Here is a 22186-nt window from a genome sequence, read left to right on the forward strand (position 1 = left end):
CTTTTCTTACTTATACTTATTAGTATGTACTTTTGCTTGTCTCACCTTTTGCAATTGCAACTCCGGCACTTGTTCCCAGTCTGTTTGCACCGGCTGCGATCATTGCCTTTGCATCTTCCGGTCCTCTGACACCGCCGGATGCTTTCACTCCCATATCCGGTCCTACAGTCTTTCTCATCAGTGCAACGTCCTCAACAGTTGCTCCACCTGTGGAGAATCCTGTAGATGTCTTAACAAAGTCTGCACCGGCTTCTTTGGCGATCTGGCAAACCTGAACTTTTTCTTCGTCTGTCAGAAGGCAGGTTTCGATGATAACTTTGACGATGGCTCTTCCATGAACGGCAGTTACAAGATCAGCGATATCTTTCTTTACGAACTGCCAGTTTCCAGATTTGATCTTGCCGACATTTACTACCATATCTACTTCATTGGCACCGTTTTCTATTGCTTCGTTTGCTTCAAAAATTTTGGATTTTGTGGTAGTTGCTCCCAGAGGAAAACCGATTACTGTACACACTTTTACCCCGCTTCCACGAAGCTCCTCATAGCATAATGGAACATAACATGGGTTTACGCACACAGAACAAAAATGATATTCCTTTGCCTCCTGGCATAATTTTTTGATCTGTTCTTCACTTGCATTCTGTTTCAGCAGTGTGTGGTCGATCATTCCGGCTACGCTTCCGGCTGTATTAAAGGATGCACTGACTCCGCCCTGATTCTGCATAGTTTTCAGAATCTCCGTCGTAATCTTACTGACTAACTGTTCCATCTCCATAGCTTATTCCTCACTTTCCATTTGTAATTGCTTGTATATGGTAAACTCCCTTCTGCAAGGGTCTTACTCTCGTTTACTTACTTCGATGATCTTTCGGAATTTCTCCGGTTTCAGGCTGGCTCCTCCGATCAGGAATCCATCTACTCCCGGGCAGCTTCCAATGTCTGCGGCATTCTTCTCATTGACACTTCCACCATACAGAAGCGGGATATCGCTTCCGGTGAGTTCCGAAAGAACTGCCTTAAGATATCTGTGTGTTTCTGTGATTTCTTCCGTAGAAGCACTTACACCGGTTCCGATCGCCCAGATCGGTTCATATGCGATCTGTATGTATGGAATCCTGTCTGCCGAAAGTCCCTCCAGGTCTTTCTCAAGCTGTTTTCTTAATACATTCTTCCACTGTCCGCTCTTTCTCTCTTCCAGATTTTCACCGATGCAGAGCATTACGGAAAATCCTTCTTTGAGTGCCGCCTGTATTTTCTTCTGAATCTCTTCATCCGTTTCGTTGTAGTAGCTGCGGCGTTCGGAATGTCCCACCAGCAGACAGTCACAGCCGAGTTCTTTAATCATAGGAAGAGAAATCTCTCCTGTATATGCCCCGCTTTCCTTATAGTGGAAATTCTGCGGTCCATAGATAATCCCTCTCTTACGGAACTCTCCTGCAAGAACTGCCAGGGTTGTATACGGCGGAAAGATCATTACCTTACCGTCGACCGGTCCCAGTTTCTCCAGAAATTCCATGCCTTCTCTGACCGTCATATTCATCTTCCAGTTTCCTGCAACGATCAGGGATCGGTTCATATATCTGGCTACTGTCTCCCGGATGATCTGGTCCAGATTCTTCTGTTCCATAGATCCTCCTTCCTGCCTTACAAAAGCAGGCAATTTTGTATTCACCTTTTGCATTAGTTTACAAATGTTCCTGCGTTTATATCATTTGTAACTTCTGTGCTTATCTTAGCACAAAGGTTCTTACATGTCAACTGCCCATTTGTCCAACTTCTTCAAAAAATCCTCATCTTCAGTAACTACTTTGACTGGCTGATCGTAGTCCAGTGCCATCAGGCCAAGAATTGACTTCGCATCTGCGATCTGGTTATAATCCGTATGCACACCTACATCACTCCTGCATTTGCATGCAAGGTTCATAAAGTCTCTTAAGTCATTTGCCTCTGTCAGTTTGATTAATCGGTACATGTTCTTCCTCCTACTGTGTATAACATTTATTAATAAAAGAAAATCTGGTCAAAAAAGGCCGGTCAAATCCATGACCAGCCTTTTCCTGCAAAATTTTCTATTATTTCATTGCTGCGAAAGCAAGGCTGTCGTCTACATAATCGGCTACATTGCTGCTGTCAATAACGCCAGTACCTGCATCTACAAATTCGTCATAATCTTCCCCATTCAGAACTTTGAGAGTTGTGTTCATAGCAACTTTCAGCAGAGAACCTGGGTCATTCATGGTTGTGATGGAATATTTACCATCCTGGATAGCCATAACAGCTTCCATAAGTCCGTCTACACCTGTTACCTTAACGCCTTCGATTCCTTTTTCTTCGAGAACCTGAGCTGCTCCAAGGGACATATCATCATTGTGTCCGTAAACAGCAACGATGCCGTCATTACTCTGAAGTAAGTCCTGTGCAGCTGTAACAGCTTTGCTTCTTGTGTAATCGCAGTATGCGGACTGGATTACTTCAAGGCCAGGAGCTTCTGCGATCGCAGCTTCGAAGCCGTCACGTCTTGCCATCATAACGGTATCACCGGCTGTTCCCTGAATCTCAAGGATCTTGCCTTCTGCCTTGTCCTTACCGCCGAGTTCTTCTACAAGAGCTTCTCCTACGAGTCTTCCCATCTCTTCGTTGTCACGGCCTACATAAGCGGTGTTTCCATCATTTACATTACGGTCAACGGTGATAACCGGAATGTCTGCTTTCTGGCAGGCTTCGATTGCCGGAGCAACACCTTCTGCATTGATCGGATTCAGGATCAGCGCATCGATTCCACTGGAGATCATGTCGTTGATATCGTTGTTCTGTTTGGTAACATCATCATCCGCACTTACACAGACAAAATCAACACCAAGCTGTTTTGCATAATCTTCTGCAACTTCTTTCATGGTTACATAGAACGGAGAAGCCAGTGTGCACTGTGAGAAGCCGATCTTGTAATCTGCTTTTCCTGTGTAATCAGCCAGAACATCTTCTGTGGATGCAGCGTCGTCTGCCGCGTAAACGCAAACTCCCATAGACCCGATCATTGCCATTGCTGTCAGAATTGCAAGGAAACCTTTTCTTTTCATGTTGAAATCCTCCTTTAAAATGATATAGTTTTTTTATTATGATAAGCACCCCTTGTACTTCATCATTCTGTTATTTTTTTGCATCGATAGCTCTGTTAAGAAGAAGAGCTGCGATGATAATGATACCTTTGGCGATCTGCTGATAGAAAGAAGCAAGACCTACAAGGTTAAAGATATTGGTGATGATCTGCAGAAGGAATACACCGCCGAATGTTCCAAGCATGGAACCAATACCACCGGAAAGGCTGGCGCCGCCGATTACGGATGCTGCGATCGCATTCAGTTCCATTCCATCACCTGCTGTCGGCTGTCCTGTTGCCAGCCAGGATGCGGTAAGAACACCTGCAAACGCTGCCAGGGCTGCACAGAGAACATAAGTGATCGCATAGTTTCTTGTTGTTTTGATACCGGAAAGTGTTGCTGCCTCACGGTTTCCGCCGATTGCAAACAGGCTTCGGCCAAAGGATGTATATTTCAGAAGCAATGCAAAGAAGATCGTCAGAATGATCCAGATGATACCGCTGACAGATACTTTGCCGATAAAACCGCCGCCGATGAATTTGAAATCATTTGAAAGTCCGAAAACAGGGACACCCTGTGTAGTCAGAAGGGCAGCACCTCGGGCAATCTCCATCATTGCAAGGGAAGCAATGAAATCCGGAAGTCCGAATTTGGCGATAAGGATACCTGTAACAAGACCAAGTGCCGCTCCGAGAACCACACCTGCAAGTACAGCTATAATAATAGGAACATTTTTACTTACAAGGATCGCACTGATCATTCCTGCAAACGCTGCAACAGATCCAACAGACAGATCAATACCGGAGATGATGATTACAAGGGTCATACCAATGGCTACGATTCCCGGTATTGATGCCTGCTGTAAGAGGTTCAGTACATTCCCGACTGTCAGGAAATTTGGTGATAATATAGAAGCAATAACGATAAATACGATCAGCAGTACCAGTAAGTTATATTTTTTAAGCAGATCGCCGATCTTCATAGGTTCTTTTCTCATGATTCGTTCCTCCCCGTAACAGATACTGATAAAATTTTGTCTGGATTAAAGTTTTCTTTTGATGAAGTCATAACTTCTTTGCCATCGAACATTACAATGATATTGTCACAGATTCGAAGCAGTTCATCCAGTTCTGAAGAAACCACGATCATACTCTTACCTTCGTCTGCGAGGTTACGGATGATCTTGTAGATCTCCTCTTTTACCATAACGTCGATTCCCTGTGTCGGCTCATCGATCAGAAGAATATCACAGTCACGGAACAGCCATTTCGCAATGATGACCTTCTGCTGATTTCCACCGGAAAGGTTCTGAATCACCGTATTGATCGACGGTGTTTTTACATTGAGACTCTTCTTATAAAGTTCACAGGTTTCGCGGATCACGCCATAGTTGATGACTCCATTTTTCTTGCACTTGTCAAGTGCAACCATTGTCATGTTTTCCCAGACAGGAAGGATCTGGACAAGTCCCTGTGTCTTGCGGTTCTCCGGGATCAGACCGATCTTGTTTGCGATCGCCTCACCGGTATGTCTGAAATGTACCGGTCTGCCATGAAGCTTGATTTCTCCTTTTTCGTATGGGTCTGCTCCAAAAATCGAACGGATAACTTCTGTTCTGCCCGCACCAACCAGACCATACAGTCCGAGAACTTCTCCTTTATGAAGATCGAAGGAAATATTCCGTACTTTATGATTGGTAAGCCCTTTTACTTCGAGGACTTTTTCATCATTCAGAGGTTTTGCTTCTGTATATTCGTTTTTCTGGCTGACTTTGGCTCCTGTCATGTATTCCACCAGATGATCTTCGTTGATCTCTGATGCGTTACGACAGGCCACAAACTTGCCGTCGCGGAGAATCGTGATACGGTCTCCGACCATAAACAGTTCTTCCAGATGATGTGAGATGTAGATCAGGGTGATACCCTTGGCTTTCAGGTCTTTGATCAGCTGAAGCAGTGTTTCAAACTCTCGTTTGGAAAGCGTTGAAGACGGCTCATCCATAACGATCAGCTTCGCATTGCTGGCAAGTGCCTTCATGATCTCTGTCATCTGCCTCTGGCCAATGTTCAGGCTGCTGACTTTGGCTTTGACATCGATCTGCATGTTCATCTCATCTGCAATTTCCTGTGTTTTCTTATAGACCTCTTTCCAGTCTACAGTTCCTAATTTTGTCTTCGGGTAATTGTTGATATATACGTTTTCACCTACCGTAAGTTCATTTACCAGAGAAAGTTCCTGATAAATAACGGAGATGCCTTTTTTCTTACGTTCCAGTGTTCCATGCGGTTTGAGTTTCTCACCGTCAAAAATGATCTCGCCGCCATCCTCTACATAAGCTCCTGAAAGAATCTTCATCAATGTAGATTTACCGGCTCCATTGGCGCCGATCAGACAGTGTACTTCGCCTCTTCTTACCGAAAAGTCCACTCCATCCAATGCCTTAACTCCTGGAAACAACTTATCGATCTTTCGCATTTCCAGAATGTTGTCACGTTCCTGCACTATGTACTCCTCCTTTGCCTCTGCTTATTGATGCATCAGATTTTTCAGGCTTTCATATAATTCCAGGTATTTATGGAAATATGGCTGATATTCTTCGTGGTTCTGCATATCCGGCTCCACAATAAATTTCGGTTTTATCATGTGGGCTGCTGCTGACTGAAAATCATCGTAGAATCTTCCTTTGGATGCCGCTACAACACAGCAGCCAAGGACACCTGCCTGTATATTTTCATTTACAATGATCGGTTTTCCGGTAACATCTGAGATCATCTGCAGCCAGCGGCGGTCTTTGGTTACGCCTCCGCATGCTGTAATGGATTCTACCGGATATCCCTGTTCTTCAAAGTTTCGGATAATATTCTGTGTTCCGTAGGAAACAGATTCCAGAACTGCCCGGTAAATGTGTTTCCATGTATGCTTGATGTTCAGACCGAAGATCACGCCCTTTGCCATTGCATCCTTATATGGTGTACGGTTTCCCTGGAAAAAATCGAGTACGGTAACTCCGTCTGCACCGATCGGAATCTCATCTGGAATTCCCAGAAGGTTTCCATATGGATTGCCGTCCTTTTCCGGAATGTGGAAATTATGCCGGAACCAGTTTACCAGTCCGGAGGCAGAAATCTGTCCGCCTTCAAGGAGCCACATATTATCAAGGACTGCTCCATCGTAAGGTCCCCAGATACCTTTCATATCTGGTTTCTCATCAGAAAGACACAGATGTACGAAACTTGTTCCCATGATAACGCCAAGCTTGCCTGGCTTCAGGACATCCAGACCAAACATTGCCATATGGGCGTCAATGCCGCCCTGCACGATCTGCATTTCTCTGGAAAAGCCATATTTCTCACTGAGTTCCGGGCGAATGGTTCCTACCGGATCCCCAATCTTGTCGACCCGCATGGTCAGTTTTTCTTCATAATCTTCAAAACCGATCTGCTCAAAAAAATCTCTCTGATAACCGCCCATGGAAGAAACATAATTCCATTTGCAGGTTGTATTGCAGATTGAACTTGACCACTCCCCGCATAACTGATAATTCATCCAGTCAAGCTGATCTACGATCCTGTAACAGACATCATAAATATCTTTCCTGTGTCTCTTGATCCAGAGTGCTTTGGGAATCATCCATTCGAAGGATGTCTCCTTGCCACAGTAATCAAGTACCGGATGACCGGTATCGTTGATCTCCTGCATTTCTTTTCTTGACCGGGCATCCATCCACATCATGGCATTCATGAGCGGGCGGCCTTCCTGATCTACCGGAATAGCAGTGGTAGAGGTAGCACATACGCAACAGGCTCTGATATTCTGTCGGATCTCAGAATCCAATGTGTGTGCAATCTGTTCAAAAATTCCGTTGACAGCTTCCCACCAGTTCAACGGATTCTGTTCAGCCCATCCAACCTTTGGAAATTCTGTCTCCCATTTCTGTTCCTTCTCAAAGATCAGTTTTCCTCTGGTATCGCTGATTCCAATCCGCACGCCCTGAGTTCCGGTGTCTATCCCCATAAAATAAGCTTCCATCTTTAACCTCCGCGCTAATAAAATCGGAATTTTCTATTTTCTTTTGTTCTTACATTTGTTACTATGAACATTTGTTACTGCACTTGTATCGTTTGTTTATAATTGAATATTACTATACGATTTTGATATTGTCAATCACTTTTTGGGAGTTTATCCAATTTTTGCTCGTTAATAATTTGTTTTATTTCTATTTTGCATTATAAACATTTTTTTCTTGCATTTTCGTTCGTCATTTCAGCCAATAGTTTTCTTTTTAGCGAATATTTTGACAACAAATTGACAAAAGCCTTATTGCGATACAGAACAATTTGTGTTATACTCGCAGTAAGTAGAACTATCGAAAATATTATGAAAAAGAAAGAGAACACAGCTTATGCCAGATTACAAACGAATTGAGCTGCTTGTTAAAGTGGCTAAACTTTATTACGAGAATGATTACAGTCAGGAAATGATCGCGAAGAAACTTGGACTTTCCCGTCCATATATTTCCAAACTCCTGAACGAGTCCAAATCGAATGGTATTGTCAAGGTTCAGGTAATAGACCCCTTAAGCATCGAAACTCCTCTGGAGAAAAATCTTCGTGAGCATTTCGGTCTGGAGAAAGTCCGGATCGTTCCGATGTCCGAGGGAATTGCATCCCTTTCCCGGCTTGGACTGGAAGCAGCCAGGTATCTTGATACCATTCTTCAGGATGGTGATATCATTGGCCTTTCCTGGGGTGCCACTGTTTACGAATGTTCCAAGGCACTGATCCGCAGAGATGATCTTCGTGATATCATCAATGTCCAGCTCTGCGGTGGTGTCAGCAATCTGAACAAGAACGTTTTTGCAACAGAGATCGCCCAGAATTTTTCTACCGCTCTCGGAAGTTCTTCTTTTATCCTTCCGATGCCGGCAGTTCTCGATTCCAGGAAAATGCGTGATCTTCTGGAGGAGGATCACAACATGGGCAAAGTTTTCCAGTATGGGCGTGATGCCAACATCGCACTCGTGACTATGGGTTCTTTCGGACCTAAGAGTGCACTTGTACATACCGGCTACATCAGCCAGGACAAGATGGATGAACTTTCTGCCAGAGGTGCAGTCGGCGATATCTGTACACATCTCATTGATATTAACGGAAATATCTGCGATCAGGAACTGGATCAGCGCACAGCCGCTGTCCCGCTTGAGGATATCCGAAATAAGAAATACCGGATCGGTGTTGCCCAGGGTCTCAGCAAAGTAGACTGTATCCTCGGTGCACTTAAGGGTAAGATCGTCAATGTCCTGATCACAAATGAAGAGACTGCACAGTGGGTTCTCAGCAAGGATGAGCAGCTCTGTGCCGATGCTGTATAGACTGCCAGTTCCCTTTAGTTGTCTTTTCGATATGTATCAAACAGCAAAATGCCCTCTGCATTTCAAACTGAATGCAGGGGGCATTTCCTGTTTGTCTTTTTTATTTATTTTGCGTAGTATGCGTCCATGAACACTTTCTGTACATCTACAAGGGTTGCTTCTCTTGGATTCTCCGGCATTCCGGTATCTTCGAGTGCATGAAGAGAAAGTGTCAGCACATCCGACGGTTTGAATGCAGTCTCTGATAATTTCGGGATATGTATTCTTTCTGCAAGCTGTTCAATATAGGTGATTGCTGCATTTGCTGCCTGATCTGGTGTCATATGTGCTGTATTGATCTTGAGTGCACGTGCAATATCTGCATAGCGTTCCTTACAGGAAGGGAGATTGAATTTCATTACGTGTGTAAGGAGGATCGCGTTTGCAACTCCATGCGGTGTATTATAAAATCCACCAAGCTGATGAGCCATCGCATGTACCATGCCAAGTCCTGCATTGGAAAAAGCAAGCCCTGCCATATATTCTGCCCAGCACATATCTGTTCTTGCATCCATGTCGCGTCCATTTTCGCAGGCTTTCTGCAGGGATTTGGCTACCAGTCCGATTGCTTCAAGTGCCAGACCGTCAGTAAACGGAAAATGCGACTTCGCAACATAGGCTTCGATCGCATGGGTCAGAGCATCCATTCCGGTAGCTGCGGTAAGGGGTGCCGGCATATCCACCATCAGTGCCGGGTCGTTCAGTGCCAGATAGGAAAGGCAGTGTGCATCGACCATCAGCATCTTTACTTTACGAACTTCATCTGTTACTACATATGCTCTGGTAACTTCTGATCCTGTTCCGGCTGTTGTATTGATCGCGATCAGCGGAACACCGGATTTCTTTGATTTGTCAAGTCCATTGTAATCTTCGATATTACCGCCGTTTTTTGCCAGGATACTGATTGCTTTAGATACATCCAGCGGGGAACCGCCTCCGATTCCGATCAGGTAGTCGCATCCCTCTCTGTCGTAAACTGCCTTCGCCTCATTGACCAGGGATACGGTCGGGTTTGGCTTAACTCCGGTATACAGCGCATACGGTTTACCGGCACGATCCAAAACATCTGTTACCTTCTTCACTGTACCAATCTTATACAATCCCTCATCCGTAACGACCAGCGCCTTATTTCCGGCTATGGTATCGATATATCTTGGTATCTCCTGAATGCAACCCTTACCAATGATGGTATGTGCAGGCTGGTACAATTCTTTGTAGTTCATATTGACTTCCTCCATTCATCCTAAGCCTTTCTATGAACAAATGATACGCATTAAGTAACTTTCGTTCTTGATTCAGAGTATCATATTGCTTTAAAAAAGTCAATATTTATCGGAAGATTATGGGTGAACCAGTACTTTCATTGCGTTTCTGTCTCTGATTGCCAGGAAGCCTTCTGAAATATCCTTCAGATCATAGACATCTGTTACATATTTTTCCAGGTTCAGTTTCCCCTCTTCCACATATCTGATGATTTCTTTCATCATTCCTGCGGTAGTTGCATGAACACCATGAATGGAAAGTTCTTTGTAATGAATCAGATTACTGTCCAGATATCCTTTTCCGTCGCCTGCAATTCCACCGAACAGGCTGATTCGTCCTCTCTTGGCTGCGATGATCTGTGCTTCTGTGTGGGCACTCGGAACAGAAAGTGCTGTGATTACAACATTTGCGCCTCTTCCGTTCGTGATTCGTTTCACTTCCTCTACAGTGTCCTGCTCCTTCGGATTGATTACGATAATGTCCGGAATCATTTTCTTTGCAATCTCAATTCTTGGTTTTGCAATTTCTACCATGATAATCTTGGATGCACCTGCAAGACGGGCAAGTTCTGCATGAATACAGCCAATGTATCCACTTCCATAGATGACTACATAATCATCTGGCTGAATATTCAGATAGGTCTGTGCGTTAAATGCACATGCTGCCGGTTCAGAAAGTGCTGCTGACATATCAGAAACACTGTCCGGAATTTTGATCACATTTCCCATATCAATAACGTGCTTCGGAATTTCCATTTTTTCTGCAAAAGCACCTTCATACTGGAAACCAAATGTCTTAAGAGAATCGCACATATTGGTGTGACCGGTCTGGCAGGACCAGCATTTGCCGCATCCTACTGCCGGTGCTACCGTTACACGGTCTCCTTTTTTGAATCCTTTTCCTTCTGCATACGCACCGACATGTATTACAACTCCTGCCGATTCATGTCCCATGATCCTCGGTGGGGTAATTTTGGCATTGCCTTTCATAAAAGTTCTGAAATCGGTTCCGCAGATAGATGCATAATTAATTTTTACAATCATGTTATCTGCTTTCGGAACTGGTTCCGGCATCTCTTTGATCACCATTTTTCTTTCTTCATTCATCACATATGCTTTCATTTTGCCGGAAACAGTTGTTTCTGATACATATTCTGTAATTGTATTCCGTACAATAGATTCTACCTGTGATTTTGTCAAACTCATTTCTCCGTTCCTCCTGTCAGCCTTTATTCATTCGCAAGATCCTGGATCCTCTTATAGAAATCATGCAGCTCTGTCACATATTTCTTATACAGACTCATGTATTTATAATACCGTTTTCCATTCTCCGGATCTGGTGTGTAGATTGTCTTGCTGCTTACAAATTTCTTTGCGGTTTCTTTAAGATCTCCAAATACACCAATTGCATTTCCGGCGAGAATGGATACGCCCCACATTGCCACGTCATCTCTGTTGATGGTCGTATACTTTTTGTTCTGGATATCTGCACTGAGCTGCGTCCAGACCGGTGATTTTGCACCGCCTCCTATAATTTTGACCAGATCAATCGTATATTCCGGATACAGTCTCTCAATGCTGTTCATACATAACGTAAAATCATAAGTAAAGCTTTCAATCAGAGCTTTGTAAAAATGCGCTTTGCTGTGGCTCCAGTCATATCCCATCCACATTCCACGAAGTGCACCATCAGATGGCATGGAATTTCCTCCAAGGAGTCCGATCGCCATCAGTCCGTCACATCCAGGCGGGATGTTTTTCATTTCTTCTTCCATCTGTGCAAACATCTCTTTGGAAGTGATTCCTTCGTGTTTCACAAAAGTGTTCATAAACCAGTCCAGTGTAATTCCTGAACCTGCAACAAAGTGTGTCGCATAGAAGTCACCTGGAATCGCCGATGGCAGAACATCCAGTCTGCGTTCTTCCATATCCGGTCGATATTCCGGTACACAGGTGCTGACTTCGCCGTAAGATGAAGCTTCAAAAATCGTATCACCATAGTCCACAATTCCTGCCCCCAGGCATCCTGCTACTTTGTCACCTGCACCGGAAACCAGCGGAATTCCCTCTGTAAACCCTAACTCTGCTGCCATTTTTTTGTTCAGATGTGCACAGATATGATTTGAATTTACGATTCTCGGAAGATATTTCTGGTCCAGATGGATCGCATCACAGATTTCATCTGACCAACGGTCGTTCTGCACATCTGCAAGTCCTGTCCACTCTGTAAACGATCTGTCCATTACTGCATCTTCTGTAGAGATATCGCCCAGTTTTCCGATTACATAGCCACTGATCATCAGATACTTCGCAATCTTTTCGCTTTCTTTCGGATATTCGCTGCGGAACCATTCTACCTTTGGTGCCATCTGTGGAAAGTTGGTTCCTCCGACTCTCAGGAACTCATCTTTTAATTCTTTCATCTGCCGCTCTGCATATGGCATATAACGGCTGTCCAGGGAACAGGACCAGGTTGTGATATCATTCCAGTCTTTATCAACTCCCATGAATCCTGACATCTGTCCGGTAAAAGAAATCGCTGCGATATTCTTCTTTCTGTCACCGATTTTTTCTCCGACTTTTTTCATGCACGCAATTACCGATGCAAGAAGTTCTTCTCCTTTCTGAATAAAAACTCCCGGCTTTGGACGGTAGTCTTTCACAGGTTCCATCTCAATTGCAATGCACTGACTTTCTGTATTGTAAACCCCTGCTTTGATAAAGCTTGTACCAAGGTCAACCGCCATTAATAATATTTCTTTCATACTCAATCTGCCCTTTCTGAATTTGTGCGTCAGTCTGATGCATAAAGGATTCCCCATTCTTTTCGGGTCTTTTCTATCAGTTCTCCAATTGCGATCGACTCTTTCCAGGTGAAATGCGGACACTCCTTCTTTCCCTGTTCCAGACATTTCATAACTTCCTGTATTTCATACTGAAATCCTGTTTCACAGTACTCCTCACTGAAACATTCTTTTTTTCCATTGTTTAAAATCAGCTTTGCCGTGGTCGGATGCCAGAATTCCGGTCCTATCAGGATCCTGCCTTCCTCTCCTACGATCTCCACTTCTGCATTTCCTATCTGATTAAATGCTCCGCTCAGTATTGCTGCTCTGCCTTCTGAATACGTGAGAAGCATTTGGAAACATTCATCTACCTCTCCGTTTGATTTCATATTGGAATAAATCTTCTGTGGGCCTTCCGGGAATACCAGATACGCCATTCCAAGAGAATAAATTCCAACATCCCGAAGTGCACCTGCTGCATATTTGATTCCGGCTTTCCAGGGCTGCCAGTCATCAATATCCGGCTTGATATCAAAGCCGGCACGGACTGTCAGTGGCTTTCCGATCCGTCCTTCTTTGATCCAGTTTCTTGTCTGTATGACTGCCGGAAAACATCTCGTCCACATGCCTTCCATCAGAAATGTATTCTTTTCTTTTGCTTTGTTCAAAACCTGCGTAAGCTGCTTTCCATTATCAACCATTGGTTTTTCGCTCAGTACAGGGATTCCTCTTTCCAGAATCTCCATAATATATTCAAAATGACAGGAATTCGGAATTGCCAGATATACGATATCGATTTTTTCTGTATCCAGCATTGTTTTCAGATCTGTGTAGACTTTTTCACAACCATATTTCTGTGCAAATTTTTTGCCTGAATTTTCACTTCTGGAAACAACAGCTTCCAGAATCGCATCCTCCACTGCACGCATCCCGGATACAAACTGATTCGCGATATATCCTGTCCCGATAATCGCCCATTTTGTTTTTACTGCCATATCTTTCAGCACCCCTTATTCAGAAAAGCACCACATAATAACATTCTCTCGTTATCCTGCAGTGCTTTTCTCTTTTACCTGAAACTATATTTAATTAATGCAGGATTTCCTTTAGTATGTATTTCCGTCATACTGGTCGAGATTTTCTTCTGTGATGTTGTCGCCGCTTACATAGTAATGTTTTGCAACCTCATCTTCTTTTCCTGCCCAGATAAGTTCTGCACATTCCATTGCTTTGTTTGCGATCGTCTTCGGGAACTGTACCGGTGAGCAGAGGATCTGTCCTTCTTTGATCATATCGATATCATTCTGTGCACCATCGATATCTACTACAGAAATCTTGCCTTCCAGACCTGCTGCCTTGATTGCTGCCGCTGCACCCTGTGCTGTCGGAGAGTTGATTGCAAAGACTCCCTTTACATCCGGATAAGTCTGAAGGAAGGATTCCATAATACTCTGTGCATCTTCTACTACACCAAAAGCATCCTGGTCTGCTACGATCTCTACATTCGGATAAGACTCCTCGATCACTGACTTAAGACCTTCTACACGCTCACGTACTGCCTGAAGTGTTGACCAGTTGATAACTACGATCTCACCTTCGCCGTCAATGGAATCACAAAGTGTCTGCGCTGCCATTTTTCCCATTGCCACATTATCAGATTCTACAATAGATGCGATCAGATCTTTATCTTCTACGTTGGAATCAATCGCAATTACAGGAATGGAAGCTCTCTCTGCTTCCTGCAGTGCAGGTTTGATTCCATCTTTGTCAAGAGCATCTACAAAAATAACATCTACGCCTCTGGCAACCATCTGTGTGATATCCTCTACCTGTGTGTTGATATCATTTGCCGGGTCAGGTGCAATCACTTCTGCATCAATACCGCCTTTTTCCAGTGTAGCTTTAACACCGTCGATCTCTGCGAGGAAAAATGCATTTGCATGTGTCTGTACAGAAACACCGATTGTTTTGCCTTTGCTCAGTTCGGTAGCAGCAAACGGCAGTCCATCTTCCGCTTCAAGAGGGTCTACATAAACCACATCTTCATCCCCTGCGGCTTCTGCGGTCTCTTCTTCTGCAAATACTGATACTGCGGACACACTTCCCATACTGCATACCATTGCTGCTGTCATTAAAACTGCTACTAACCTTTTTTTCATCCTTGAATCCTCCCTTGTTTGTTTTTTATATTAATTTTTTATTTTTTCTTTATCTGAAGATCAACGAATACTGCCCCGAGAACTACAACGCCCTGACACACATACTGCCAGTAGAACGGCACGTTCATGAAATTCAGTCCACTGCTTAAAAGATCCATGATCAGTGCGCCGATAAAAGTGGCTCCGATTCTTCCAACACCACCACTCATACTGGTTCCACCTACAACTGCAGCTGCAATTGCAGTAAGCTCTGAGCCCTGTCCAAGTGTCGGCTGTCCACTGTACAGTCTGGAACAGGAGATAACACCATAGATACCATACAAAAATCCAGCAAATGTATATACGATCCAGATAACTTTTTTGCTGTTGATTCCTGAGAATCTGGCAGCTTCTGCATTTCCGCCGATTGCATATACTTCACGGCCAAACTTTGTCTTATTGAGCAGAACATAAGTGATTGCCAGAATAACAGCTGTATAGATAATCGGATATGGAATCGTATTCATTAAATATCCGTTTCCGATTTCTCCGAAATCACCGGAAATACGAATCGGTGTACCTGCAGAACAGGTGTAGGCAATTCCTCGTCCAATGTTCATGGTTCCAAGAGTTACAATAAATGGTGGAATTTTTGTATTTGCAACGATTCCACCGTTTATTGCACCAAACACAGTTGCGATCAGAACACCTACCAGAAGTGCACCTGCTGGATGCAAACCATTGGAGATCAGGAGTGCACAATAGGTACTTGCACATGCCATCAGAGCACCAACAGAAAGGTCGATACCACCTGTGATAATGATGAGCGTTACACCAAATGCTGCAATACTGTCAAGACTGGTGATTCTTAAAATATTGATAACATTTGCTCTTCCCCAGAATTTAAATTCTGTCAGAAATCCAAATACGAGAAAGATTCCCAGTGCTCCTGCCAGAATGCCTTTATTCAGGTATAAATACTTCATAACCGGATTTTTTGGAACGCCTCCGGAGATTTTTTCCTTCTTTGTTGTCATTTGTTGGCACCTCCTGTTGCATATTTTAATACCAGTTCTTCTGACAGTTCTTCTCTTGCCAGTTCACCTGTCTTCTGTCCTTCATGCATTGTAATCACTCTTGTTGAAAGATTCAGGATCTCCGGAAGTTCTGATGATATGAAAATAATTCCTACCCCTTCTTCTGCCAGCTCTGTGATCATTTTATAGATCTCAAATTTTGCCCCTACATCAATTCCCCTTGTCGGTTCATCCAGAATCAGAATCTTCGGGTTGGTAGCCAGGCATTTTGCAAGAACAACCTTCTGCTGATTTCCACCGGATAACTGCCCTGTAATGTGCGCTGCAGAAGTTGCTTTTGTCCGCATTTTTTTCATATATTTTTCTACGATCTCTGTTTCCTGCTTTTTGTCTGTTTTTACTCCGTGGATCAGTTTGTCCAGAATCGCCAGAACTGTATTAAACCGAATATCCTGTATGAGAACCAGACCCTGTTCTTTTCTGCTCTCAGGTGCCAGAATAATACCTGCTTCAATTGCTTCCTTTGGATTTGATACTTTAAACTCTCTGCCCTCCAGCCATGCGTTGTAAGCAGCTCCTTTATCCACACCGAACAAATACCTCATAATCTCTGTTCTGCCGCTTCCCACCAGACCGTAGAAGCCAAGGATTTCACCCTGATGCAGTTCAAATGAAATATCTTTGAGAAATTTCCCATCATCCAGATGTTCCACTCTCAAAAGTTCTTTGCCTTTTGTCAGGTTTACTTCCGGATAAACATCTTTCATTTCACGTCCAACCATGAGACGGATCACATCATCGTAAGTTACCTCCCCAATATTCCTGGTTGCTATGTACTGTCCATCACGGAACACCGTAATCCTGTCTGAGATCTGGAATACTTCATCCATACGATGTGAAATATAAATGATTGCAACTCCCTGATTCTTAAGCATCTGAACAAATTCAAGAAGCTGTACTGTCTCACGCTCGGTAAGAGATGCTGTCGGCTCATCCATGATCAGGATCTTGCTGTCAACCGAGAGTGCTCTTGCGATCTCTACCATCTGCTGCTGTGCTACTGTCAGATTTGCCGGATAATCATTTACGTGGATCACATCCTGAACGCCCAGTCTTTCCAGAACTTTATAAGCATCTGCTTCCAGTTTCCTGTCATCTACAAATCCACTCTTTTTGGATGGCATCCTGCCGAGATAAATATTCTCTGCAACTGTCATATATGGAACAAGACTCAGTTCCTGATGAATAACTGAAATTCCAAGTTCTTTTGCATCACTTACTTTTTCAATTTTTACTTCTTTTCCATTGATAAAAATCTGTCCTTCTGTCGGTGTATGAATTCCCGCAAGAATTTTTATCATGGTTGACTTTCCGGCACCGTTTTCTCCGAGAAGTGAATGGATCTCTCCTTTTCTCAGATCAAACTGGATCTTATCCAGAGCTTTTACACCGGAAAAGTGTTTAGAAATATTTTTCATTTCCAAAATAGTTTCCATACTCACACCCCATACATTTCACTTTTCTTCTGTTGCTCATGTTGTTTTCCGTTTCGTTTTTGTTAATCAAATTATAGCAGGCTGACCACTTTAATCTATCTTCCACTTTTGGTTTTTGTTTGTCATTTTTGTTTTTATAAAGCAAAAAACAGTAATGTTTTTGGTGATTTTCACCGTATCGCATTACTGTTCATTGTTAATTTTGTTTTATTTTATTGTCTTTTTTATCTGTTTTCTGGTTATTTTTTGCCCTGTTCCAGAATCTGTCTCATCGTTTCGATATAGTCTCTTGCTTCTCCCGGACGGCTTCTCGACAGAAGAATTCCCGGAATTACAATTTCAGATTCATAATCCTTTCCCATCAGATATCTGCACAGATTTTCCATGGAACGTTCCCCAAGCTGTACCGGATCCTGACCACCAAGTGCCTGCAGGATATTATCATCATCCAGCATCATGTTCACCAGCTGCTCCGTAATATCAATTCCAAACACCGGAATCTTCAGTCCCGCATTCTGCACCGCCATAACGGCTCCGACTGTACCGCCTTCGTTCGCGCAGAAGATCATATCCAGATCCGGATTGGCATCCAGCACTTCTTTGACAATTGGTGTCGATGTACTTGCATCCCAGGCATCCACATCCTGAACAACATCAATCAGACTCTGTGTCATGGACAAAAATCCTCTCGTCCGGCTTTTACTGGTATCCGGAAGCAGTGCACTGAACTGGATGATTGCAGTTTTTGGCTTCCTGTCCGGAAAATTTTCCCGGATATACTCTGCACATTCTTTTCCAACCATCTGTCCTATATTGTACTGGTTCGCTTCGCAATATCCTGTCAGCCATTTACTTTCCATGCTCAGATCCACAGAATAAATGTCAATTCCCTGTTTTGCCGCATTTTCCAGACCTGCAAGCGATCCCGTCGGACTGACCGGATAAATGCAGATTGCATCCACTTCCTGCTCCATATAGTCACTGAGCAGTCGTGTTTCCCTTTCCAGTTCTCCACCGCTCTGCCCTTCAATGACGGTTGCCCCATATTTTTCTGCTGTAACGCGCATGGCAGTCTGCATTACTTTTTCGGTCTGATCTTCCAGAAGAATTACAGATGCAATTGTCGTCCCTTTTAAATCATCATTTTTCTCTTCATCTGCCAAATTTTCTGTATTTTCGTTTTTCATCTCCTGTATCCGGACTCCCCAGATCAAAGCGACAGTAATACCAATGACAGCCAAAAGCAGAAGCCCTATTTTCTTTCTTTTTTCCATTCTTATCACTTTCCTGTGTATTCATCTTTTACCGCAGAACGCATCTGCCGGAATGCAGATGGTGTCAGTCCTTCTTTTTCCTTAAATATGGTCGAAAAATACTGTACATTCGTGTACCCTACCGCCTCAGCAATATCGTACAGCTTCATATTTGTCTGAGTCAGCATCATTTTTGCTTTTTCTACCCTTACATTGATCAGATAATTTGAAAAAGTGCATCCCATCTGTTCATGAAAAAGTTTGCTGAAATACGAAGTATTCATAAAAAAGCGGCCGGCAATATCCCTGGTGGACAATGCTGTATTGTAATTTTCTTCTACATACTGCAGAACCTGATCAATCATCCAGTGCTTTCTTTTCCCGTTGTTTTCCTGATAGACTTCTACAAGTTTTTCGACAAATTTTCTGAGGCAGTCCCACATTTCCGTTACAATCGTATCGCTTCCAATATAAATCAGCTCCCGCATGACAGTCATGCACTGCATCGCCAGTTCATCTGCATACGCCTCGCACTCCGGAAGACATGCTCCTGCAATCCTGTTAATAAAATTCATATAAAACAACTGCAGTTTCATCATATCTGCACTCTGCAGACGTCTGGAGGAACTTTGCAGAATCGCCTGAAGTTCTGTCTGTGCTTTTTCTGAATCTCCATTACGGATTTCTTTAATCAGCAATTTAAAATCATATTCTCCATAAACATCATCAAATCTGGTATTCAGTTCCTGCTCTGTCTCCTGATTACGAAGTGCCAGGATTCTTTTTTCTTCGGCACGTTTCTCTTTAATCTTCTTCTGTGCCATTTCATAAGATCTGTGGATTCCGGAAAAATCATCAGTCACATCTCCTGCTGCCATAAACAGTGATATATTCAGTTCCTTCTGCAATGCCTCAAGAATCAGCTGAACCCAGTTTTCTACCCGCTCCATGAACTTCGCTTCCGGATCATCCCCGAATAAAAGCAGTACGATCTGGCTTCCTCTCATATAAAGATACTGACATTCATAGCAGTCTTCCTGAAGATTTCGTCTGAGCCACTGGTACACAGACCACATATCTGATTTCACTTTATCATTCACAAAAAAGGTATGCTCTCTGACCTGCATATTCACAACTGCTGCCGACTGAAATGGAAAACCTATTTCTTTCCTGCTTAATTTTTGCAGAAGTTCTTCTGTTCGTTTTTCTGAAGTTTCAAAAATCAGATCTTCATAAATATGTTCCATCAGCATTTCAGATGCCGCTGACTGTTTATCAAACACTGTTTCTTTATTTTTTTCTTTTTTCAGTTCTTCCACACAGCGCTTGACGCTATCCAGCAGTTCTTCTTCATCCACCGGTTTCAGAAGATAGTTTATTGCACCCATGCGGAGTGCTCCCTGTGCATATTCAAAATCATCATACCCACTTACTACGATCATTTTGGAAAATATGGAGTTTTCATTTAATTTTTTCATAAGATCAATTCCAGACAGTTCCGGCATTCTGATATCTGTAATCACAATATCCGGTTTTTCTTTCAGTGCGATTTCCAGTGCTTCGCCTCCATCTTCTGCCTCATAAACTTTTGAAATCCCATATGATGACCAGTCGATTGTCGATACCAGCCTTTTTCGTAGCCATAGTTCATCTTCTGCAATTAACAGCCGCAATATCACACAACTCCTTTCTCCACTTCAGAAATATTTTCCAGTCTGATTACTGCTGTGGTTCCCTCTCCATAAGTACTTCGGATCGTAAGCCCGGAACGTTCCCCATATTGAAGCTGGATCTGATAATTCAGATTTCTGAGTGCATATCCTTTGTTTCCCATAGAATTCTCAAAAGTATTATCACATATCTTTTCGTTCAGTTTTTCCAGCTCCATTTCACTCATCCCAATTCCATCATCTTTTACGGTAATCTGTACACAGTCTTTTTCTTTTAAAGCAGTTATTTCTATCTTCCATTTGTCACTCTTATTTCGAAATCCATGAATTACCGCATTCTCCACCAATGGCTGCAGAAGGAACTTCGGAACCGCCAGTTCTTCCACTTCCGGATCGATATCATACACAAATGTGATCTTATTATTGACCCGCACATTCTGTACTATGATATACTGCTTTGACAGTTCAAACGCTTCTCTGAAGGTTACGATCCGCTTTCCTCCTGATACTGCGATCCGGAAAAATTTTGATAATGCCATAACAAGCTGTGCAATTTCTTCCTGCTTGTTGATTTTTGCAATGCTGTACGCAGATTCCAGTGAATTGTACAGCATATGCGGATCCAGTTCTGTCTGAAGCATCTGGATCGTTGTCATTGTAACTTTGTCCTTCTGTTTAAGAGCTGCCCTCGCTACATTACATACACGTTCTGTCATCCTGTAAAATTCGTCACTGACTTCCATATATTCATCTGCCTGTCGTCCTTGTTCCGGTTTTTGCAGTACATCCGGAACTTTATTCTCCGAAACCTGTTTTTCGATATCATGAAGAACCGACAGCATTCTCTCATTTCTCTTTTCTATCATTGCATTTACAGTCCAGGCTGCACCAAAGGCCACTGCTGTCAGAAATACAAATGCAAAAACTTTGATTTCATCTGGAAAACCATTTTCTGACAGAATCTTTCCTGCATCTGTCACACTCACATAATACCAGTTATTTGCTGCAGAATAGTTCCAGTTTAATATGTAATTTCTTCCATCAATTTTCAGTTCTCCGATCTGTTCATCTTCTTTTGATGTGATATAGTTTATGATATCTGTATAGGGATCTTTGACTTTTTTGAAATCCTGCTGTTCTTTGGTACTTACTATATTTCCATAAGGATCCAGAATTGCAAGCCAGGTCGGCTGAATCTGAAAATTTGCAGACAAAAGCCTGTTGATATAACGCTCATCCACGCAGGCAGTCAGATATAGTTCGTTGCCTTCTTCGTCACGGATTTCATAATTTCGCACCAGATCATAATCATTAAAATATTTTCCCAATGTCGGATTGCAGATAATGTTCTGATAGGGTGTCGCAATTCCCCATTTACCCACTTCTGCCTGATAACAGTCCATCGTATTTGACAGAACATTTGGAAAAAAAGTAGCATCAGATACCAACAGCAGCTGCCGATATGGGTAATAAAGATAAAATCCAGAAAATCCGCCGACATTATATGTCTCATCCAGCAGAGAAGTATAGGTAGAAAAAGTTTTCTGCACCAGAGAGTAAATATCAATATCCCTGCATTTCAGGTCAGGAATCATCACCACATTGTTCTGTTCCATTGCAAATTTTAACGATACACCCGCATCAGAAACTGCATCCAGTTTTCCTTCTACAGATGCCATGTTTTCTGTCAGCGTATGCTGAATATCTTCTGCCATGGACTGTTTTGATTTTTCCTGTGAATTCTGATATAGAATATAGGAAATCAACATACAGGGAATAACCAGGGCAATCCAAAAAATTATAAACAGTCGAATTCTGAATTTATTTGGTCTTTTCTTTTTATTTTTCATTCTCTTCCTTTAACATTTGTGCACTATTAGTTTACATATGTATAATATCATTATCCCAATAACATTTCAACCGTTATACTTTTTCCAATTAATGGATAAAACACCAACAGTTACTGTTCACTCCGTTCACAGTAACTTGGTCAAAATGCATTCCAAATCACCTTCGGTGATGGCATTTTGCCC

Annotated in this window: 18 protein-coding genes; 1 reads left to right on the forward strand and 17 read right to left on the reverse strand. The window is 42.9% G+C overall.

Annotated features, from left to right (window positions below; genetic code table 11):
* Positions 1 to 19: 19 nt before the first annotated feature.
* From deoC to WMO75_RS10830, 7 genes are all read right to left on the reverse strand, one after another.
* Positions 20 to 670, reverse strand: a complete 651-nt coding sequence (deoC, locus tag WMO75_RS10800) for a deoxyribose-phosphate aldolase (RefSeq protein ID WP_334290848.1) — start codon at positions 668 to 670, stop codon at positions 20 to 22.
* 171 nt (positions 671 to 841) lie between these two features.
* A complete protein-coding gene (gene tpiA, locus WMO75_RS10805) occupies positions 842 to 1630 on the reverse strand; it encodes a triose-phosphate isomerase (protein ID WP_227221893.1) in 789 nt (262 codons plus the stop codon).
* A gap of 120 nt (positions 1631 to 1750) precedes the next feature.
* A complete protein-coding gene (locus WMO75_RS10810; RefSeq protein WP_298089008.1) occupies positions 1751 to 1975 on the reverse strand; it encodes an HPr family phosphocarrier protein in 225 nt (74 codons plus the stop codon).
* A gap of 100 nt (positions 1976 to 2075) precedes the next feature.
* Positions 2076 to 3080 carry a substrate-binding domain-containing protein gene (locus WMO75_RS10815; RefSeq protein WP_118251672.1) on the reverse strand — a complete coding sequence of 335 codons (1005 nt, stop codon included), beginning with the start codon at positions 3078 to 3080 and terminating at the stop codon, positions 2076 to 2078.
* A gap of 70 nt (positions 3081 to 3150) precedes the next feature.
* A complete protein-coding gene (locus WMO75_RS10820) occupies positions 3151 to 4098 on the reverse strand; it encodes an ABC transporter permease (RefSeq protein ID WP_022214812.1) in 948 nt (315 codons plus the stop codon).
* Positions 4095 to 5603, reverse strand: coding sequence for a sugar ABC transporter ATP-binding protein (locus WMO75_RS10825; protein WP_022214813.1), 1509 nt, complete (start codon positions 5601 to 5603; stop codon positions 4095 to 4097). The genes WMO75_RS10820 and WMO75_RS10825 overlap by 4 nt, the downstream gene beginning before the upstream one ends.
* Before the next feature lie 24 nt (positions 5604 to 5627).
* The gene (locus WMO75_RS10830) at positions 5628 to 7130 is read right to left on the reverse strand and encodes an FGGY-family carbohydrate kinase (RefSeq protein WP_118251674.1); all 1503 of its coding nucleotides are present in this window, start codon (positions 7128 to 7130) and stop codon (positions 5628 to 5630) included.
* Between the two features lie 373 nt (positions 7131 to 7503).
* Between WMO75_RS10830 and WMO75_RS10835 the strand changes: the two genes are divergently transcribed.
* Positions 7504 to 8472: a sugar-binding transcriptional regulator gene (locus WMO75_RS10835; RefSeq protein WP_022214815.1), complete on the forward strand. Its 969-nt coding sequence runs from the start codon at positions 7504 to 7506 to the stop codon at positions 8470 to 8472.
* Positions 8473 to 8576: 104 nt separating this feature from the next.
* Here WMO75_RS10835 and WMO75_RS10840 read toward each other — a convergent pair whose 3' ends face one another.
* The 10 genes from WMO75_RS10840 to WMO75_RS10885 all read right to left on the reverse strand — a co-directional run bounded on the left by WMO75_RS10840 (position 8577) and on the right by WMO75_RS10885 (position 21868).
* The gene (locus tag WMO75_RS10840) at positions 8577 to 9734 is read right to left on the reverse strand and encodes an iron-containing alcohol dehydrogenase (RefSeq protein ID WP_022214816.1); all 1158 of its coding nucleotides are present in this window, start codon (positions 9732 to 9734) and stop codon (positions 8577 to 8579) included.
* Between the two features lie 117 nt (positions 9735 to 9851).
* Positions 9852 to 10979 carry an alcohol dehydrogenase catalytic domain-containing protein gene (locus WMO75_RS10845; protein ID WP_022214817.1) on the reverse strand — a complete coding sequence of 376 codons (1128 nt, stop codon included), beginning with the start codon at positions 10977 to 10979 and terminating at the stop codon, positions 9852 to 9854.
* 23 nt (positions 10980 to 11002) lie between these two features.
* The gene (locus WMO75_RS10850) at positions 11003 to 12538 is read right to left on the reverse strand and encodes a xylulokinase (protein ID WP_158565271.1); all 1536 of its coding nucleotides are present in this window, start codon (positions 12536 to 12538) and stop codon (positions 11003 to 11005) included.
* A gap of 29 nt (positions 12539 to 12567) precedes the next feature.
* A complete protein-coding gene (locus WMO75_RS10855) occupies positions 12568 to 13554 on the reverse strand; it encodes a Gfo/Idh/MocA family protein (protein ID WP_022214819.1) in 987 nt (328 codons plus the stop codon).
* A 111-nt stretch (positions 13555 to 13665) separates the two neighbouring features.
* On the reverse strand, positions 13666 to 14718 hold the full coding sequence (locus tag WMO75_RS10860; RefSeq protein ID WP_022214820.1) for a substrate-binding domain-containing protein: 1053 nt from the start codon (positions 14716 to 14718) through the stop codon (positions 13666 to 13668).
* Between the two features lie 38 nt (positions 14719 to 14756).
* Positions 14757 to 15734 carry an ABC transporter permease gene (locus WMO75_RS10865; RefSeq protein WP_022214821.1) on the reverse strand — a complete coding sequence of 326 codons (978 nt, stop codon included), beginning with the start codon at positions 15732 to 15734 and terminating at the stop codon, positions 14757 to 14759.
* Positions 15731 to 17230, reverse strand: a complete 1500-nt coding sequence (locus tag WMO75_RS10870) for a sugar ABC transporter ATP-binding protein (RefSeq protein WP_173905253.1) — start codon at positions 17228 to 17230, stop codon at positions 15731 to 15733. The genes WMO75_RS10865 and WMO75_RS10870 overlap by 4 nt, the downstream gene beginning before the upstream one ends.
* Positions 17231 to 17469: 239 nt before the next feature.
* The gene (locus WMO75_RS10875; RefSeq protein ID WP_022214823.1) at positions 17470 to 18504 is read right to left on the reverse strand and encodes a substrate-binding domain-containing protein; all 1035 of its coding nucleotides are present in this window, start codon (positions 18502 to 18504) and stop codon (positions 17470 to 17472) included.
* Between the two features lie 5 nt (positions 18505 to 18509).
* Complete coding sequence (locus tag WMO75_RS10880; RefSeq protein ID WP_349078018.1) at positions 18510 to 20156, reverse strand: response regulator; 1647 nt, start codon at positions 20154 to 20156, stop codon at positions 18510 to 18512.
* A 2-nt stretch (positions 20157 to 20158) separates the two neighbouring features.
* Positions 20159 to 21868 carry a sensor histidine kinase gene (locus WMO75_RS10885; protein WP_173905251.1) on the reverse strand — a complete coding sequence of 570 codons (1710 nt, stop codon included), beginning with the start codon at positions 21866 to 21868 and terminating at the stop codon, positions 20159 to 20161.
* Positions 21869 to 22186 lie beyond the last annotated feature (318 nt).

It is taken from the genome of Blautia intestinihominis, assembly GCF_040096655.1.
Taxonomy (GTDB): Bacteria; Bacillota; Clostridia; order Lachnospirales; family Lachnospiraceae; genus Blautia_A; species Blautia_A intestinihominis.